At 46.8% G+C, this 18,843-nt stretch carries 13 protein-coding genes; 4 read left to right on the forward strand and 9 right to left on the reverse strand.

Features of this window, described 5'->3' with window-relative positions; translation table 11 throughout:
• Positions 1-8: 8 nt before the first annotated feature.
• From ACFVU8_RS13410 to ACFVU8_RS13420, 3 genes are all read right to left on the reverse strand, one after another.
• Positions 9-2,903: an extracellular solute-binding protein gene (locus ACFVU8_RS13410; protein ID WP_387427817.1), complete on the reverse strand. Its 2,895-nt coding sequence runs from the start codon at positions 2,901-2,903 to the stop codon at positions 9-11.
• A 115-nt stretch (positions 2,904-3,018) separates the two neighbouring features.
• On the reverse strand, positions 3,019-4,428 hold the full coding sequence (locus ACFVU8_RS13415; RefSeq protein ID WP_379469649.1) for an extracellular solute-binding protein: 1,410 nt from the start codon (positions 4,426-4,428) through the stop codon (positions 3,019-3,021).
• Positions 4,429-4,605: 177 nt separating this feature from the next.
• Complete coding sequence (locus tag ACFVU8_RS13420; RefSeq protein ID WP_379469651.1) at positions 4,606-5,616, reverse strand: LacI family DNA-binding transcriptional regulator; 1,011 nt, start codon at positions 5,614-5,616, stop codon at positions 4,606-4,608.
• Positions 5,617-5,971: 355 nt separating this feature from the next.
• Between ACFVU8_RS13420 and ACFVU8_RS13425 the strand changes: the two genes are divergently transcribed.
• Entirely contained in the window at positions 5,972-8,101 is a 2,130-nt protein-coding gene (locus tag ACFVU8_RS13425; RefSeq protein WP_387427818.1) for an alpha-galactosidase, read from the forward strand.
• Between the two features lie 201 nt (positions 8,102-8,302).
• On the opposite strand, the gene gndA is transcribed toward ACFVU8_RS13425, so the two are convergent.
• Genes gndA through zwf form a run of 4 tightly spaced genes read right to left on the reverse strand, consistent with a single transcriptional unit; the run spans position 8,303 to position 13,353 of the window.
• A complete protein-coding gene (gndA, locus tag ACFVU8_RS13430; protein WP_379468058.1) occupies positions 8,303-9,721 on the reverse strand; it encodes an NADP-dependent phosphogluconate dehydrogenase in 1,419 nt (472 codons plus the stop codon).
• 19 nt (positions 9,722-9,740) lie between these two features.
• Positions 9,741-11,099: a glucose-6-phosphate isomerase gene (locus ACFVU8_RS13435; RefSeq protein ID WP_379468060.1), complete on the reverse strand. Its 1,359-nt coding sequence runs from the start codon at positions 11,097-11,099 to the stop codon at positions 9,741-9,743.
• An 18-nt stretch (positions 11,100-11,117) separates the two neighbouring features.
• Positions 11,118-11,783 carry a fructose-6-phosphate aldolase gene (gene fsa, locus ACFVU8_RS13440; protein WP_066364787.1) on the reverse strand — a complete coding sequence of 222 codons (666 nt, stop codon included), beginning with the start codon at positions 11,781-11,783 and terminating at the stop codon, positions 11,118-11,120.
• A 49-nt stretch (positions 11,784-11,832) separates the two neighbouring features.
• A complete protein-coding gene (gene zwf, locus ACFVU8_RS13445; RefSeq protein ID WP_387427819.1) occupies positions 11,833-13,353 on the reverse strand; it encodes a glucose-6-phosphate dehydrogenase in 1,521 nt (506 codons plus the stop codon).
• A gap of 179 nt (positions 13,354-13,532) precedes the next feature.
• Between zwf and ACFVU8_RS13450 the strand changes: the two genes are divergently transcribed.
• Positions 13,533-14,411 (forward strand): LysR family transcriptional regulator, encoded by an 879-nt coding sequence (locus ACFVU8_RS13450; RefSeq protein ID WP_379468309.1) that lies wholly within the window; start codon positions 13,533-13,535, stop codon positions 14,409-14,411.
• 183 nt (positions 14,412-14,594) lie between these two features.
• Here the strand turns inward: ACFVU8_RS13450 and ACFVU8_RS13455 are convergent, their stop codons facing one another.
• Complete coding sequence (locus ACFVU8_RS13455) at positions 14,595-15,293, reverse strand: SDR family oxidoreductase (RefSeq protein WP_387427820.1); 699 nt, start codon at positions 15,291-15,293, stop codon at positions 14,595-14,597.
• A 226-nt stretch (positions 15,294-15,519) separates the two neighbouring features.
• Between ACFVU8_RS13455 and ACFVU8_RS13460 the strand changes: the two genes are divergently transcribed.
• Both ACFVU8_RS13460 and ACFVU8_RS13465 read left to right on the forward strand, forming a co-directional pair.
• On the forward strand, positions 15,520-16,086 hold the full coding sequence (locus ACFVU8_RS13460; RefSeq protein ID WP_387427822.1) for a TetR/AcrR family transcriptional regulator: 567 nt from the start codon (positions 15,520-15,522) through the stop codon (positions 16,084-16,086).
• A gap of 34 nt (positions 16,087-16,120) precedes the next feature.
• Positions 16,121-17,626, forward strand: a complete 1,506-nt coding sequence (locus ACFVU8_RS13465) for an IMP dehydrogenase (protein ID WP_379468068.1) — start codon at positions 16,121-16,123, stop codon at positions 17,624-17,626.
• 110 nt (positions 17,627-17,736) lie between these two features.
• Here the strand turns inward: ACFVU8_RS13465 and ACFVU8_RS13470 are convergent, their stop codons facing one another.
• Entirely contained in the window at positions 17,737-18,588 is an 852-nt protein-coding gene (locus ACFVU8_RS13470; RefSeq protein ID WP_387427823.1) for an alpha/beta fold hydrolase, read from the reverse strand.
• Positions 18,589-18,843: the final 255 nt, after the last annotated feature.

The following is an 18,843-nucleotide window of genomic DNA, read 5'->3' on the forward strand; positions in this document are numbered from 1 at the left end:
CTCGGTCTCTACTTCAGATTGATTTCTGTTTGCTTAAACTCGATCTCACGATTGATCTCTTCCACGTAATCATAGAGAGCATCTCTCGTGTTCGTCTTATTGTTAATGACTTCTCTAAAAGCATTATCAAGGTTACGACCCGTGTAGTATCCACCAGGTACCTCAGGAACACCCTTCACCCAATCCCACTGCTCTTTCAGGTTCTGGAGATCCTTACTTGGCCATGGCAATTCTTCCATAGCTTCCACGTTCGCGGTCGGATAACGGGCTGCTGCACCCATGAGCCCTTCCATCTCCCGGCCAAAGCGTACCTGTGTTTCCTTACCGGTCCACCATTTTATGAATTCCCAGGCTGCTTCTTTGTCCTTCGTTTGCTCCATCATAATGACAGCCGAGCCACCGCTCGATACATCCCGCTTAATGCTGCCGTCTTTCTGTTCAAGTCCAGGAACAACCGTAAAGTCCCACAGTCCTCTAATCTCTGGAGCGGATACCGCCAGCGTGTTGTAGAATGTGTAGTCCGAAATCGCGACTGGAATCTCACCTGTCCGGAAACGAGTCGTTAGATCGAACTGAAGCGGGAACTTATAGTTCACGAAGAAGTCAGTCCACTGCCGGAAAGCCTGCATAGACGGTTCAGAATCCAGGGCACTTCTAGTGCCATCGTTGTTATAGAACTCGCCGCCTTGCTGATACAACAGCATCGCAAAGGCTTTGCTCGGTTCAAGTGTGGATACCCCAACAGTCTGAGCAAGCGGCAACGCCAAATCCATATGGTGCTTCTTGAGCACTGGAATGATCTCATACATATCTTCCCACGTCTGTGGAGCTTTCAAGTTAAGCTCACTCAGAATATCCTTGCGATAGAACAGCATCGGGAAAACCTGCTGCTCTGGCAAACCGAATACAGCATCATGGAATTTGTACGGGGTAATCGCACTCTCCCGGAATCGCTTGGCAACCTCTTCGTAATCGTTGAACTGAGTCAGATCCACAATGGCATTCCGCATCCCATAGTTGACTGGGATATCATTAGAAATCTGCATCGCTACATCAGGTCCTTGTCCTGATAGGGTAGCAGGCATAAGGACAGAAGGATTGACTAGTCGCAAATTCACGCTAATTCCTGTTTGCTCTGTAAATGTATCATCAGTCATCGCTTTAATTACCTGCGCCTGGTCACGTCCGGTTCCTACCCAAACCGTTACTGCCCGTTCATTCTCACTCGTATTTCCCATGCTGTTATAGTCCGTAAAGAACGAGCTAAATAAGTTCGTTACCTCATGCTTGGCTTTGCTAGCAAAGGATGCAGCCGCCTTAGGCATCTTCTGCTCAGGGGAAGCGAGAACGATATAGTCAATTTCGAGTGGTTGCTCTCTAACCTGCAGAACCCAGGTTCCAAGACCACCAACATTGATTTTGAAAGATTCCAGACGATTCTGCAGTGTCTCTGGATGCTTAGCCAAGTCCTCAAGCTGATAGGCCATTTTCGTCAAAATTGCCACCTGATCGCTTTTCTCACCCGTGATTTCGTTCAATTGATGAGATACACTTGTTAGAATTTCACTGTGTTTCTCAAAGACAGCAATCATCTCTGGAATTTTCTGCTCCAGATTGTAATCCCGGAACGGATCCGGCACACTACCCGTAATCATCAAGATTTTGCGATAAATGGAATTAAGCTCTAGAATACTACTCTGTACCTGACGGATCAGTGGTGCAACTGAACCAAGGCTGACCGCGAGCTTCAACTCATGACTTCCTTTAGTTAAATAGAACTGATACGGCTCCTGCTCGTTGCCGAGCGTAGTCATCTTCCAGTCACTTGAGTAATTGAAAGGAATCTCCCGCACTTCATCAAAAGGAATTTCACCGTCAATATACAGGGTTCTAGTAGAGTACACCCCGCGCAAAAACTCCTGTCTGCTCTTGATGCCAAGTTTGTAAAGTCCATCCTCCGGCACTTCAATCCGCCAAGTAATGGAATCACCCGGCATACGCCAGTTATTGCCGCCTATTGTATTCATGCGAATCTTTGAAATGGACTTTGGTTCCGTACTTGGACTGGATCGATCTGTGATCGGATACAATGTTGGTGCAGATTTGAGAATCGCATCCTCACCCTGTACCTTCACTTGTTGACCCTTCACTTCTTGCAGTCCCAGCTTCTGATAACGCTCCTTCATCTCTTCATAATTAGGCAGCGTATCGAACTGACCGATCTTGATCTCGCCGATCACCATCGGCTCTTTGATAGAGTTAAGCGTAATTGTATGTTTACCAGCCGACAGATAAAAAGCATACGGCTTCTCATAAAAGCCCTCTGCATCCCGGAAAGGAATCTCCTGCCATCCATTAGCCTCAATTTGACGAGGGCGGATATCATTCCCTTGATTATCCTGCTCGATCTGCGGCTTCTCGTTCATCCACAGCCTTGGGAAAATAAAGCTTCTTGCACCAGCGAACGGAAGCTTCCCGTCAATCAGAAGTTCTCTCTCGATAGAGGACGATCTGCCTTCGAGCGTGTAGTAACGAAGAGTCATATTATACAGTCCATCTTCAGGAACATTGACCTCCCATGAAATCGAACCCGTATCATAACTCTCTGCGAACGACCCTTCCTCATCTCCGGCCGAACTAACCTTCTTCGGTTCTGAGCCATCGAACTTCACGTAATCCCCACCATGAATTACGATATCTTGTACCGGTCTGCTGACATTCTTATGCTCCTGTAAGTAGCTGTCATAACTATCCATTTGAAACGCTTCCACAACTTCCGATTGTCCTGTCTTGCTTTTCTCTGCCGCATGAATCTGTTGTCCGTGATCTGTCCCTCCCTTCATGGGAATGACAGCCGTACACAGGATGGTAAATGCAACAGCGACGCGCAACATCTTAGGCATATTCAACGCAATCCCCTGCCCTGCCTGATAATTTATGGTCCTCATTTGTGCAATTCAGGGAGCAGCCCCCAAAGGCAGAGTTCACCCGGTTGTCTACTCCCCGCTCTCCAATAGACTATTCGCCTTTTAGAACTTTATCTGCAGCTGATTGCAGAGCCGGTAACAATTTTGCTACCCCTGCTGACGGCGTTGTTTTTCCAGCTATGATATCACGATACAACTGGCTCAGGTTATCTTCGACACCAAGGCCTGCATAACGCGCGAATTTCATAATCTTAAATGTGTTCATTGCGTTGTTAACAGAAATTTCATCATCAAACCAGGACTCGGCAATGGTTTGGTTATCTTCATCAATGGTATCGAAGCTTTGCAGATCTTCCCAAATCTTGTAGACAACATTCGCATCTTTTACCCCGCGTGGAATGACATTCACGTGCAATTGCGGCATACCCATAATGAACTGGCCGCCAGATTTAGGTCCACTTGGGAAAGGTACGAAAACATACGGGTCTTCCATCTGGTTTTGGAAACGCGGCTCTACTTCGAACAATTGCACTGGATACATTGCAACTTGCCCTTCTCTGAAGTATCTCGCTGGATCTTCCCAATCGTTACCTTCATCTTTTTTAACTACTTTGTATTCGTTGTAGAGTTTATTCGCGAACTCAAGGCCCTCGATCGATTCAGGAGAATCTACTGCGACCTTTTGTGTATCTTCATCAAAAATTACGCCACCGTTAGAATAGATTGAAGCTGTAGAAAGAGAGAACGGGGATCCTGTGAGGCCCCACTGATCGATTTTTCCACTACCGCCTTTGCTCTTCGTTAATTTCTTGGCAACATCTACAAAGGTATCCCAGGTCCATTCCCCTTTTTCGATGTACTCTTCAGGTGTAGGTACACCCGCTTCTTCGAAGAGGCGCTTGTTGTACAGAACTCCAGTGTTATCGAAGAGTGGTGGACCTGTTACAAAACCATAGGTTTTGCCTGTTCCGTAACTACCCGCTTTAATGATGTTGTCCGAAAGCTTCGTTTCTTCTTTGACATTCATCACGTCATCAAGCGCTGTCAAATATCCACCCTTCACAAAGCTCCGTATATAAGCGGCAGGTGCCAGCATAATGTCAGCGAAAGGATCGCCAGCCATAACGGTGGAAGTGAATTTCTCAGCAAGCTCGAAGTAGTCTACAGCAACATATTTGATCTTGACGTTGTACTTCTTCTCAACCTCTGCTTGCTTCTGAATAGCTTTCTCACCTTCGGGCGTGTCAGCTTTTGGCGTTCCATCCCACCAGGCGCCAATTTTAATTTCTCTTCCGCCAAGGTCGTAAGTCTCTTCCGGCTTGGCTTCCTCTTGTTGTGTATCTTCTTCTTTTACCGGTTCATTAGTAGCATCCGCTTTAGCTGTATTACCTGCATTCTGGGAAGCAGAAGGCGAATTTTGACTACCGCCGCTACAAGCAGTCAACGAGAAAAGCAAAACAAAAACCAAAGAAAGTAATGAAAGCGGTTTCAATTTATGCATTTGTTAAACACCCCTCGTCAATTTTCCATGATCTGACCACACTTGAACAATAATTATTAAATTAAACAAAAAGAACATTAACCTCAAGCGCAACTGCTCCGTCTCGTATGCAGGTATCCCATCTCCACCAAGCAGCAGCCTTACATCGTACTCACCTCCTTTAATAAGCTTGCGGGCCTAAGACCCGCAGCTGTTACGCACAATTAGTTTGGCAGGCACAACCACTTGTACCGGGGCTTCTCTACCCTTAATCTGATCGATCAGCAGTTTCACTGCCATTCTTCCCATCAGTTCCGGTTGGCTTCGGATTGTTGTAAGAGGAGGACTCGTGTACTCTGCCATATCAATATCGTTAAATCCGACGATAGCCACATCTTCAGGTACACGCAGTCCTGCTTCCTTGACCGCATGAATTGCTCCGATTGCCAGTGCATCATTAGCAACAAAAAAAGCTGTCGGCAAATCACCTTTCGAAATGGCCTCTTTCATTAATCGATTACCTTCCGGAATCCACCAACCACCCATATAAACATGCTCTGGATTAAGCAGTTCCTTCTCTTTCATATAACGCTCAAAGTAGAACTGCCGCTGATCCTTACCGTAAGTACGATTACCTCCGATATAACCGATCTTTGTATGTCCAAGATCAAACAGATGGTCAAGTGCAAGCTTTGCCACTCGCTCGAAATCAATCACCACGGAATCAAAGCTCTCCACATCGGGAGCGGAATCGACAAAGACCACATGCTTTAATGTTCTTACATTCTGAATATTGAAATCGTAGGACCTGTCGATGAAAATCACACCGTCGACATCACCAAAATCCATCTTCGGACTCTCAAACAGTTCCATTCTGAAGATATCAGCCGTTCTAATGCCGGAGGCTACACACTCTTTCTCGACTCCCTGTCGGATCGCATGAAAGTAATGGTCATCTTCCTCCTGGTTTTCGGTCAAAAACATCACCGTGCCAATTTTGATGTTCGAATACTCGGAGACTTCTGGAGTTTCCTTGCTGCTCGCTGCCCTGCGGCTACGCGGCGTCTGATAGTTCATTTCCTCAGCAATGGCAAGAATACGTTGTCTCGTTTCTTCAGAAACCGATAATGTATTATCTTTGTTAAGTACTCTGGAGACGGTCACACTCGACACACCTGCCAGTTTTGCAATATCACGAATGGTTGCCATGATTTCACCCTGTCCATATGTAGATTAATACTTTATTCTAAATGATTTCATGGAAGTTAACAATTTATTTCCACCATAGTGAAAACAACAACACCATGTTTCATTTAGCTGCGACAGTGAAAAAGATTAGGGTGAGGAGATTGTTTATTTAGTGAATTAAATTAATTATTCAGTGATTAAATAATAACAGATCACTTTCCTCTTAGCAATAACTATTTACATTTATATACTTAAAAGCGCTTTCTATATAAATATTCATTAATGATATCCAAGATGATAAAAATCATTTTCTTTTTTTAGTTAATTATTATATATTTATTAAGTAAATATTCACTGAAGAGAAGAGGCGATTATATTGGCATTGTTATTTGACAAAGAAACATCACGTTGGCTCCTTCAAGGAACCAACTTATCGTACGGTCTGGGCGTTCATGAGAACGGCACTTTGCAGCATCTTTACTATGGCCCTAAGCTGCCTTACCTTTCCGACCTCCCGGCTTCTGATAAATCAATCGTTCGCCATTCTTCCTTCGAGCCATCCGAAGGGATTCTTCAGCAGGAATTCCCGGCTTGGGGCGGGATGTACTATTATGAGCCTTGTTTGAAAGCGACTTTCCCGGATCAGGTACGGGACACTAAGCTGGTCTACAAAGATCATGAGATTATCCTTGGCGATGAACACGAAGAACTAATCATCGTACTGAAAGATACCGTCTATCCGCTGCTTGTGCATCTTCACTACCGTCTCTATCCAAAGCATGATATTCTCGAGCGTTATGCTGTAATTGAAAATACCGGTGAAGAAGCCATTACACTGGACCAATCTCTCTCCGCTACATGGCATGCGCCAAGAGGCGACCGTTATCGTCTGACCCATCTGGCTGGCAAATGGATCGAAGAGACCCAAATCTATCAGGACGAGATCACTCCTGGCAAGAAAACGCTGGAGAGCAGACGCGGAAATACAAGCTGTCAGGCGAATCCGTGGTTTGCCATTGACCGTGGAACGGCAACAGAAGACCATGGCGAAGTATGGTTCGGCGCGCTCGCATGGAGCGGCAACTGGAAGATTACTGTGGAATACAGCCCGTTCAAGCTACTGCAAGTGAGCGGCGGCGTTCATGACTTCGATTTCTCCTGGCATCTGGCTGGTGGCACGAAGTTCCAGACCCCTGCTTTTGTCGGCGGTTATACGCGTGAGGGCTTCGGCCAAGCAAGCCGCAACTTCCACCGTTACCAGCGCGAACATGTACTGCCTAAGCCAATTTCAGAAGGATTGCGTCCTGTACTGTACAATTCATGGGAAGCGACTTACTTCGATGTTAACGAAGAAGGACAAACGAAGCTGGCGGAAAAAGCGGCTGCGATGGGCGTGGAGCTGTTCGTTATTGACGATGGCTGGTTCGGCGAGCGCAATCATGACCGTGCAGGACTTGGCGACTGGACAGTCAACCCGGAGAAATTTCCGAACGGCCTGAAGCCGCTTATCGATAAGGTCGAGGCACTGGGGATGAAATTCGGCATCTGGGTTGAGCCAGAGATGGTCAATCCGGACAGCAACCTGTACAGAACTCATCCGGATTGGGTGTATCATTTCCCTAATCGTCCACGTACCGAGAGCAGAAATCAGCTGGTACTCAATGTAGCGAACCCAGAAGTACAGTCCTTTATTTTCGAGATGATGGACAATTTGCTGAGCGAGAACAATATTGCCTTTGTAAAATGGGATATGAACCGTTCACTCAGCGAAGTCGGCTGGCTCGACGCGCCGCAAGAGCAGCACAAGGAAGTATGGGTGCGCCACGTACAAGGGCTATATGACATTTTTGCTCGTCTGCGCGCCAAGCATCGGGCTGTTGCCTTCGAAGCTTGCTCCGGCGGTGGTGCACGGATCGATCTGGGCATTATGCAGTTGACCGATGAGGTCTGGACCAGCGACAACACCGATCCTTATGAGCGTCTCTTCATCCAAGAAGGTTACTCCCTTGCTTACAACGCGCAGTCCATGATGTGCTGGGTAGCCGACGCCGGAAAATGGATGAAGAACCGTCCCGCTTCCGTCGCATACCGTTTCCATTCCTCGATGATGGGATCGCTTGGCATTGGCGGCAACCTGCTGAACTGGTCTGAAGAAGAGCTGGAAGAGTCCCGCAAATGGGTTGATGTATATAAAGATATTCGACACATCGTGCAAAAGGGTGACCAGTATCGTCTGCTTTCGCCAAGAGAAGGTAGCACGACTGCTGTGCAGTATGTAACAACGGACCAGCGTGAATCTGTGCTCTTCGCACTGATGCATCCGCAAAAATTCCAAAATCACTCCCCTCGCATTTATCTGCGCGGTCTGAAGAGTGAGGCGCTATATCAGGTTGACGGCTTTGAACAGCCTCTAAGCGGCAGCGCGCTGATGAACCGCGGGCTTGATCTGGACCTGTGGGGCGATATGTCCAGTAAGATGGTCAAGATTACGGAAATCTCCGCCTAAACATAAACCCACAAGAAGATGATCTATTAAGATCATTCTTCTTGTGGGTTATTTTTATCACTATTGATTTTGTCAGGGTCCCACAGGAAACTTATCCATGAAAAATCCCCTCTGGCGACAGTGGTTAGCACAACTTACCGTGTGCTCGTTCTTCACTGTCACCCTGAGGGGATTTTACTATTTACAACCGTCAACTATATCTTATTCGTTGTTGTCCATCCATTGGAAGTGGAAGCTTCCTTCTTTATCTACACGTTCAAAGGTATGGGCACCGAAGTAATCACGTTGCGCCTGCAGCAGGTTCGCCGGAAGTCTTTCCGTACGGTAGCTATCATAGTATGCCAACGCTGAAGTAAAGGCTGGAACCGGAATTCCGCGGGTAACAGCAACACTGATAACCTCTCTCCAAGCCTGTTGATAGTTTTGCACGATCTCAGCGAAGTATTCGTCGAGCAGCAGGTTTTTGAGTGCAGGATCACGATCATACGCATCCTTGATATTTTGCAGGAATCTTGCGCGGATGATACAGCCCCCGCGGAAAATCATCGCAATGCTGCCATAGTTGAGGTTCCAGTTGTATTCCTCGGAAGCGGCACGCATTTGGGCAAAGCCTTGCGCATACGAGGCGATTTTGCTGGCATACAATGCCTTACGAACAGCTTCAATGAATTGATCTTTATCACCAGTGAAGCCTGCTGCCGAAGGGCCGCTTAGCTTCTGGCTTGCTGCGACGCGCTCTTCCTTCATGGCAGAGATAAAGCGTGCAAATACGGATTCCGTAATGATGGACAAGGGTACGCCAAGATCCAAGGAGCTTTGGCTGGTCCATTTGCCAGTACCTTTTTGACCTGCGGAGTCCAGAATGACATCCACCATCGGTTTGCCGGTCTCAGGGTCCTTCTTAGCGAAAATATCTGCCGTAATCTCGATGAGATAGCTGTCCAGCTCGCCTTTATTCCATTCTGAGAAAATGGTGTGCAGTTCTTCCGCACTCAAGTTCAGCACATCTTTCAACAAATGATACGCTTCGCCAATAAGCTGCATATCGCCGTATTCGATTCCGTTGTGTACCATCTTCACATAGTGGCCTGCACCATCTTCGCCAATGTAAGTGGAACACGGATCACCGTTTACTTTAGCAGAGATTGCGGTCAGAATCGGCTCCACCAATTCATACGCACTCTTTTGTCCGCCTGGCATAATCGCAGGACCTTTCAACGCGCCTTCTTCCCCGCCGGATACGCCAGCGCCGATGAAGCGGAAGCCTTGGGCTTGCAGCTCTTTATTTCTTCTCTGAGTGTCAGGGAAATAAGCATTCCCGCCGTCGATCAGAATATCCCCTTGATCCAGGTAAGGGAGCAGTTGATTAATTGTGCTGTCTGTAGCTTCGCCTGCTTTGACCATGATCAGAATTTTGCGAGGTGTCTCCAGAGCCTGTACGAACTCTTCAACACTATACGTACCGACAAAATCTTTGCCTGGCGCTTCTGCAAGCAGCTCTTTTGTTTTATCTGCCGAGCGGTTGAACAAGGCTACAGAGAATCCTTTGCTTTCAATATTCAGTGCCAAGTTTTTCCCCATTACTGCCAAACCGATTACACCAATCTGTTGTTTTTTCATGTTCACTTCTCCCCTTATGTTACTTCTGCTCTGATGCAGAACCTGCTGATAATCGTTTGTTCAGCGCCTCTTTTTGTTCTTCAAACCCCGGTTTGCCAAGCAGGGCAAACATATTTACTTTGTACGCCTCCACACCTGGCTGATCGAACGGGTTCACGCCAAGCAGCAGACCGCTGATGCCACAGGCCTTTTCGAAGAAATACACCATTTCTCCGTAAGTGTACTCATTCAACTCATCCAGCTCGACGATAAGATTCGGTACGCCGCCGTCGACATGTGCAAGGCGTGTGCCTACTGCTGCTTTTTTGTTCACGTCATCCATGGTCATTCCAGACAGGAAGTTCAAGCCGTCCAAATTATCGGCATCCTCCGGAATCGCCAGCTCGATCCGTGCCTTGTTCACCGTTACAACAGTCTCAATGAGATCACGGCGTCCTTCTTGCACATATTGACCCATAGAGTGCAGATCCGTCGTAAAATCAACGGAAGCCGGATACAATCCCTTCTGGTCTTTCCCTTCACTCTCCCCAAAGAGTTGCTTCCACCATTCAGACACATAATGCAGGGAAGGCTCAAAGTTCACTAGCAGCTCAATGGTTTTTCCTTTGCGATAGAGTGCATTGCGAACAGCCGCATATTGATAGCTCTCATTGGTTGCCAGATCAGGATTGTTATATTTCTGAGCGGCTGCTGCTGCGCCCGCCATCATCTGATCAATATCCAGTCCTGCTGCAGCAATTGGCAACAGCCCTACAGCCGTAAGCACAGAGTACCGTCCGCCAACGTCATCCGGAATGACAAACGTTTCATAACCCTCTTCATCCGCCAAAGTCTTGAGCGCACCCTTCGAGGCGTCAGTCGTTGCAAAGATACGTTGTCTAGCTTCCTCTTTACCGTATTTCTTCTCCATATAATCCCGCAGGATACGGAAAGCGATGGCAGGCTCTGTAGTTGTACCTGATTTCGAAATCACATTCAGAGAGATATCTTTGTCCTTGATCAGCTCAAGCAGATGCGACAGATACGTGGAGCTGATATTTTGTCCGGCAAAATAGACCTGTGTAGTCCCGCTCATCTGATTGTGGAACGTATGCGACAGCGATTCAATCGCGGATCTGGCTCCAAGGTAGGAGCCGCCGATTCCAATTACAATCAGCGCATCAGAATGGCTGCGAATACGCTTAGCTGCTTCTTTGATGCGGGCAAATTCTGCTGTGTCATATTCCAAAGGCAGGTTCACCCAGCCCAAGAAATCTGAACCCGGCCCCTTCTTCTCATGCAACATCCGGTGAGCCGTGCCGACGAACTCACTAAAGTAATCGACTTCATGCTGGTTCATAAAAGATAGTGCGTTAGAATAATCAAATTTAATACTCATTTTGTGACTCACTCCTTCTTATTGAACAGATTTCTTCCAGTCTGCAGCAAACTTCTCCAGCCCTTGATCGGTCAACGGGTGTTTGGAAAGCTGTTCAATAACTGCAAATGGAATCGTCGCAATATGTGCGCCGGCCATCGCTACACGTGTAACGTGGTCAGGGTGACGAACAGAAGCTGCAATAATTTGAGCATCCAACTGATGAATGCGGAACAATTCGGCAATCTTCACAATCAATTGCACACCATCTTCAGAAATATCGTCCAAGCGGCCCAGGAACGGCGATACATACGTCGCACCAGCACGAGCAGCGAGCAGCGCTTGGTTCACGGTGAAGATCAGCGTAACGTTGGTTTTTACACCTTTTTTGGTGAGGTAGCGGCAGGCTTCCAGTCCTTCAAGGGTCATTGGCAGCTTAATGGTAATGTTCTTATCATTGTTGTTGATCTTGATCAGTTCATTCGCTTGCGCAATCATCTCTTCAGCAGTGACCGCATCAGGGGTAACTTCTGCGGATACTGATTCGACCTCAGGCACAGTACGCAGGATCTCTGCGATACGATCTTCGAATTTTACGCCTTCTTTGGCAACCAAAGAGGGGTTAGTCGTTACGCCAGAAAGAACACCGATTTTGTAGGCCTTTTTAATATCTTCCACATTTGCTGTATCGATAAAAAATTTCATTTGAATAACCTCCGTTTTTGGGTTGTAGTGTGTTAAATCGAATGCACCTTTATACCAGTGTCTTCTCTTTCAATGTCGTACTCTCTTGCTTCGCGCTATCATCGAACCACCAATGGAATCCATCCTTAGCCAATAAGGCATCCGATTCAGCCGGACCACAGCTTCCTGCGGCATACAGTTGAAGAGGAACCATGTTCTCTTCGTAGGCATCAAGAATCGGCTGTACCCACTCCCAGGACAATTCAACTTCATCCCAATGGGCGAAAAATGTAGGATCTCCCTGCAAGGCATCGTGAATCAGATTCTCATAGGCTTCGCGGCCGTCACCGCGGCCTTCCGGCAATTCTACTTGAATTGGGCTAAACTCCCCTGCAGGTTCAAAAGTTGGCCCTTTAAATTGCAGAGTAATCCCTTCACCAGGACTCATCTCAAGCACCAGCAGGTTTGGAGCTTTGCTCTTCTCAGCCGTTGCAGCCAATTGCGTAGCTTCCTCTTTGAACTCCACTACGATTCTCGTAGATTTGTCCATCATTCGTTTACCGGTGCGGATATAGAAAGGTACACCCTCCCAGTCGCTATCATTTATCTGCAATCTCGCAGCGATGAACGTATCATTCATAGACTCCGGCGAAATGCCTGGCTCTGACGTGTAACCGGCAACCGGCTTGCCTTGAATGCTGCCTTCCTTATATTGCCCCCGGATGATACCAGCAGCAGCACTGTGCTTGTGCAGCGGCTCCAGGGATTTCATTACCCGTTTCTTATGAAGATGTACCTCATTTACCTCATCGGCGCTCACCTTATCCGGAAGATGGATGGCAACCATCATGAGCAGCTGGAGCATGTGGTTCTGGAACATATCTCTGACCGCGCCGACATGATCGTAATAACCCGCTCTCTCTTCAACGCCTACCGTCTCGCTTGCCGTAATCTGTACATTGGCCACTTTCCGATTGCTCCATAGCGCCTTAATCTCGGGGATTGCTTGATGTAGCGCTTCTAACTTCTGCACGACCGGCTTGCCCAGATAATGATCGATTCTGAAAATTTCAGATTCAGCAAAAGCAACACTTAATTTCTCATTCAATACTCTAGCGGACTTCAAATCGTGACCAAAAGGCTTCTCAATCACGAGACGCTTCCAACCCTCATCCGAGCCAAGCCCGTTGTCCTGAATTTGAGCAGCAATGGTTTCGAAATATTCAGGTCCGACCGACAGATAAAAGAGACGATTCGGCTCAAGTCCAAGTTCCGCTTCACGATACTCGATTAACTTCAGCAGCTTCTGATAGTCTTCTTTTTTACCGATATCCAGTGTGCAGTAACGGAAGGCTTCCAGAAAAGCTTGCAAGGCTTCCTCATCTTGAGGGGCTCTTCTAGAAAAATCCCTGAGCGACTGCTCTACATTCTTCTTAAAGGTCTCATCCGACCACTCTCTTCTTCCCAGACCAATCACCGACAATGGTAACGCCAGCTTTCGATCGATAAATAAATTAAAAAGGGCCGGGTATATTTTTCTCTTGGCTAAATCGCCTGTTGCTCCAAATAAAACAAGGGTATGTGAATCCATGTCATCTCTCCTTCCAATAGCGCCACTGCATATCTGGGATATGTCAGTGGAACCGCAACTGCACTTTGAATCATTCTGACAACTTTTAAGCAGTGGTTTCTCTTCTATAGTTCCACTATAATACTTTTAGGAGCTATACATGTAATCAATAAATTTCACAGGAGCTATAAATGGCATCTATGACTAATAATTATGAGTTATATAAAGTTTTTTATTGGGCCGCAAAGACGGGAAGTTTGACACAAGCAGCCAAAGCATTATATCTTACCCAACCCAGCGTCAGTCATGCGATTAAGCAGCTGGAGCAGAATTTCGGGATTACCCTTTTTTACCGTAACTCCAAGGGTGTCGCTCTAACTCAGGAAGGCACGATTCTGTATTCCTATATTGAGCAGTCCCAGGTGCTGATCACCATGGCCGAAGAAAAGATGGCTGCGCTGAAAAATCTGGATAATGGCGAACTGCGAATCGGCGGAAGCGATTCCTTATTCAAGCATTATTTGCTCCCTTATCTGGAAGACTTCCATAAGAACTATCCGGGGATCAAGCTGCACCTGAACCATGGAACAACGCCGGAGGTTATGACACTTTTAAAAGACGGCACGATCGACCTTGGCGTCGTCCGCCTCCCTATTGTTGATTCCCAGCTTGAAGCCAGGGAGACCATCCAACTGCAAGATTGCTTTGTCGCCGGAGCACAATATGCCATTTTAAAGGATACCGTTCTGTCCGTAGAAGTACTGCTGCAATATCCGGTGATTCTCTTCTCACGTAATAGCCGGGCACGAATGGCAATTACGGAGTTATTCCAGAGCTACGGCTATACGCTAAAGCCCGAGATTGAGGTCGGAAGTGTGGATCTGCTCATTGAGTTTGCACGCAGGGGACTTGGCATTTCCTATGTGACCAGAGAATTTGTAGCGAAGGAACTGGAGGAAGGCTCTCTGTTCGAAATCCAATTGGATATTACGCTCCCGCCAACTCATGTCGGAATCATGACCATGCGTAACATGCCGTTAACCCATGCAGCCAGCAAATTCATCAAACAGGTCAAATAACCGTCTGCACATAAAAAACTGCGCCTTAAAGCTAGTTATTCACTCTAACTTAGGGCGCAGCTTAAGATTATTACTACTGAAACGAAACTGACAATTTGGGACTTATCGTTCTAGAAAAGGGCGCAGGTTGTTACGGAATCACAGCGTGAAAACAGCCCTGAGTCGTCTTTATGGAAATAATCCTTATTTAAATTGCGGATACAGCCCCGAGAGTTCACCAGAGAGTCCGGCTTTCACCTGTTTGCTGATATCGTCAGCAACGATCTCATAGAGTCCCGCTTCAACCCCGTCAATAGCAATCTTCGCAATATCTTTCGGATCGGCCTTGGGTGCATTAATGCCAGCAGTCATATCTGTATCCATAAAGCCGACATGCAGGCCAGCTACTCTAATGTTCTTGTCCGCCAAGCTCAGACGAAGCGCATTAGTCATTCCCCACTCGGCTGATTTCGCCGAAGAATACGCACCATCAGCTCCAATGCTAAACCAGGATAATACCGATAGAATATTCAGAATCGTACCGCCGCCGTTCCCTTCAATAACTGGTGCAAAGGCGCGAATCATGGAGAGATTGCCGAAGAAATGCGTATTAAATTCCAGATTAATATCTTCGAGTGACCCTGTCAGCAGATCTGTCTTAGTGGAAATTCCTGCGTTATTGATCAGCAGTGTCACATCTCCTGCCGCCTTTGCTGCAGCAGCCACCGACTCCGGATTGGTAATATCAAGCTGAACCGGGATAACCCCAGGGTAATCAATTGTTTCCGGATTACGGGCACCTGCATATACCTTGGCTCCTCTGTCCAGCAGTTCCAAGGCCAGCTTCTTGCCGAGTCCCCGGTTAGCACCACTGATCAGTGCGACTTGTTGTGAGATATTCATTGTAGCTTGCTCCTTTAGCATTTATTTATTTTTAATCATTGCCTGTTATTCTGAATCCATACAATTGATGTATTATCCCTCCTTTTAAATATTGTGATCATAATATATTTTACCCATCATATTTGTCAATCCCTATATCTGAGAATATCCTGATCTCAAATTTCATTTGACATCTTTTATTATGATCAGTATAATTCTTTAAAATTTCAACGAAGGACTGACCGCCATGCCTTACCCTGAAGGACATAAAGAAAGGGTTCGCAAAGAGATTATAGAAAGCGCAGGGATTGCCTTTCGTGTAAACGGAATACAGGCTACCAGCCTTCCTATTATTATGAAAGGGGCGGGTCTGACACATGGCGGATTCTACGCGCATTTCAGCAGCAAAGAGCAGCTGCTCTCAGAAGCTTGCCATTATGTTGTAAGTGAAACGCTGGAGCTTCTGGGACAGATTGCCGACAAGGAAACTCACGGATACAAAATCGATGCGGTTATCGACTATTATTTAAGTACATTTCACCGGGATGATGCGAAGACAGGCTGCCTCTTCCCCATTCTCACCAGTGAAATAACGAGGTCTTCGCAAGAGATTCGCTTGATCTATAACCGTGAGCTGAACCGCTTTATTGACTTTATTGCTAATGTGTCTGGGAAAAATACATCAGCAAGCAGTGCGCTTCTTAGTACAATGGTCGGCACTCTTATGCTGGCCCGCTCGGTTGTTAATCTTAGCGAGAGTGACAAAGTTCTTGAGGCCGGCAGACAGCAGGCCAAAGCCATGATAATGAATTGAATTGACTTTTAAAACCGGAGAGGGGATTTAACAAGTGGCCTATTATTATTCAGAACCATCGCGTACATTCAGTGAGTATTTGCTTGTCCCGAACTTGACTACAAAAGACTGTACACCTGACAAAGTGGATCTAACTACGCCAATCGCCAAGTTCAAGCGTGGAGAGAAGTCGCCTCTGGAGATTAAGATTCCTTTCTCTTCTGCTGTTATGCAAGCAGTGTCCGATGACCGGCTAGCGGTTGCGCTGGCCCAAAATGGCGGGATCTCCTTCTTGTTCGGTTCCCAGTCTATCAGTAGCCAAGCGGAAATGGTGAAGAAAGTGAAGGCATTCAAAGCAGGCTTCGTCATCAGCCGCTCTAACCTCAAGCCTCAGCACACGCTTAAAGATGTACTCGAGCTTAAGGAGCTGCATGGTCACTCCACCATTGCTGTAACGGAAGATGGATCGGCAACCGGTAAATTACTAGGAATCGTTACAGCAAGAGATTACCGGATTTCGCGTGATCCGCTCGACAAGCCAGTAAGTGAATTCATGACACCATTTGAAGCATTGATCTGTGGCAAAGTCGGTATGTCCTTGAAAGAAGCCAATGACCTGATCTGGGAACACAAGCTCAATTCATTACCGCTCATCGATGACAATCAGAATCTGGTCTACCTGGTCTTCCGCAAGGACTATGACAGAAACAAGGAGTTTCCGAACGAGCTGCTGGACAGCGAAAAAAGCTATATTGTCGGCGCAGGCATTAACTCCCGCGACTATAAAGAACGGGTTCCCGCTTTGGTTGAAGCTGGCGTAGATGCGCTTGTTATAGATTCTTCAGACGGCTATACAGAGTGGCAGGCAGAGACCGTTCAATATGTAAAAGAGAACTTTGATGTCGTCATCGGTGCCGGCAACGTGGTGGATCGCGAAGGATTCCGTTACCTGGTTGGAGCCGGTGCTGATTTCATCAAGGTAGGTATTGGCGGCGGCTCCATCTGCATTACGCGCGAGCAGAAAGGTATTGGACGGGGACAAGCCTCTGCTGTACAGGAAGTTGCCCAAGCCAGAGACGAATATTACGCGGAAACTGGTATTTATGTTCCGATCTGCTCAGACGGCGGGATTGTGCATGATTACCATATTACACTTGCCCTTGCCATGGGTGCAGACTTTGTGATGCTGGGCAGATACTTTGCCCGCTTTGATGAAAGCCCTACGAAGAAAGTGAAGATTGGCGGCAACTTCGTTAAAGAGTACTGGGGAGAAGGATCGAATCGGGCACGTAACTGGGAAAGATACGATACCGGTGGCAAAACTACACTATTATTCGAAGAAGGTGTAGATTCTTATGTTCCTTATGCAGGTACCCTACGCGAAAACTTGGACAAATCACTGGGAATCATCAAATCGACCTTCTGTAATTGCGGCGCCTTATCTGTCCACGATCTGCAAGAGAAAGCACGCATTACCCTCGTATCTGCAACGAGTCTCGTAGAAGGCGGAGCGCATGATGTCATCCTGAAAGAGAACACTTCTACCTTTCATGTGGATTGATTGAGAATTGTAAAAAAGCATAATCGTTTGCTAAAAAGAGCAGAGGCTTCTATCGCTTTCACCGATAGGAGCCTCTGCTCTTTTTTTAGTTTATTTGCTTCGCTTATATCTTACTTCGAGTTACCTGACAAGAACGGCAATATCCGGGGTGTCTGCCGGATCAGAACATGACCGTATTCTGGAAGCAGCTGAATGTTAGCATGAGGCAGCAGGCTGGAAAGCCGTTCTGCGGTCTTTTGCGAATGAAGCATAACGTCCCTCTCACCGGCAATTAAAAGAACCGGCATTATCAAGCGTCCAAGCTCCTGATCTGTAAAAATCGGCACTGTCTCTGAGCGAAAGCGAAAATGGCGGGCGATAATCTTCGTATTTTGCATGGACTGTTCCGGAAGCTCCACAATACCATTTACGAGACGAGAGACTTTGTCCCTCCCCTTCTCACCCATGAGTAAGAATGGCATGGCCTTGAACAGGAACGACGCCCGCTGAGGGCCAATGCCTGAAGGCGACATCAGCACCAGCTTATCCACCTTCTCCGGATGCTTCACGGCATAATTCACTGCCATCCAAGCCCCTAGAGAAATCCCGATCAGTGTTGCTTGTTCAAGATGTAATGCGCGAAGCACATCATTCATCCACTCGGCATATGCATCGCTCTTCAGCGGATGACGTATATCCTCGCTCTTCCCGGGATCACCTGGGATGTCTACAGCGTAGACTCTATAACTTTTGGAATAGTGTGATATATCCCCCACCCACATGGTGGCATTGGAACCTGACCCATGCAACAGGATCAGTGGCGGCGACGTTATCGATCCACTTGCGATGACATAAGTTTTTCCATAACGTGTATTCAAAAATAATCCCTCATAAGGAACAGTGATCTTATTCAGCAATTGATGATAGATTTCCAAAACAGCAGCTTTCCCTGCTTCCGTCTTGTATAGAGACTGTTGATCCATGATATTTCCACCTCGATTAGCGTTAGTACAGGTAGAGAACAAGCCGATTGATTTTATAATCCTATGTTGTTATCATTACCTTATGTTAATAGTAACATATGATATTTGTAATGTAAATGAAGCTAGAAAGACATTGCCCATAACTACAACTGCTCACTTAGAAGATTCAAGATAGATAACTGTCGCTTCAATAAGCCATTCCATTGACGGATAAAGGCATCCAATGCTACGATTTATACTAAATTTTATGTAATA

This window comes from Paenibacillus sp. NPDC058177, assembly GCF_042883835.1.
Lineage (GTDB): Bacteria > Bacillota > Bacilli > Paenibacillales > Paenibacillaceae > Paenibacillus_AQ > Paenibacillus_AQ agri.

Bases quoted from the DNA above. Each gene is read 5' to 3' on its own strand.
- ACFVU8_RS13410 (WP_387427817.1), bottom strand. From the start codon at position 2,903: ATGCCTAAGATGTTGCGCGTCGCTGTTGCATTTACCATCCTGTGTACG.
- ACFVU8_RS13415 (WP_379469649.1), bottom strand. From the start codon at position 4,428: ATGCATAAATTGAAACCGCTTTCATTACTTTCTTTGGTTTTTGTTTTG.
- ACFVU8_RS13420 (WP_379469651.1), bottom strand. From the start codon at position 5,616: ATGGCAACCATTCGTGATATTGCAAAACTGGCAGGTGTGTCGAGTGTG.
- gndA (WP_379468058.1), bottom strand. From the start codon at position 9,721: ATGAAAAAACAACAGATTGGTGTAATCGGTTTGGCAGTAATGGGGAAA.
- ACFVU8_RS13435 (WP_379468060.1), bottom strand. From the start codon at position 11,099: ATGAGTATTAAATTTGATTATTCTAACGCACTATCTTTTATGAACCAG.
- fsa (WP_066364787.1), bottom strand. From the start codon at position 11,783: ATGAAATTTTTTATCGATACAGCAAATGTGGAAGATATTAAAAAGGCC.
- zwf (WP_387427819.1), bottom strand. From the start codon at position 13,353: ATGGATTCACATACCCTTGTTTTATTTGGAGCAACAGGCGATTTAGCC.
- ACFVU8_RS13450 (WP_379468309.1), top strand. From the start codon at position 13,533: ATGACTAATAATTATGAGTTATATAAAGTTTTTTATTGGGCCGCAAAG.
- ACFVU8_RS13455 (WP_387427820.1), bottom strand. From the start codon at position 15,293: ATGAATATCTCACAACAAGTCGCACTGATCAGTGGTGCTAACCGGGGA.
- ACFVU8_RS13460 (WP_387427822.1), top strand. From the start codon at position 15,520: ATGCCTTACCCTGAAGGACATAAAGAAAGGGTTCGCAAAGAGATTATA.
- ACFVU8_RS13470 (WP_387427823.1), bottom strand. From the start codon at position 18,588: ATGGATCAACAGTCTCTATACAAGACGGAAGCAGGGAAAGCTGCTGTT.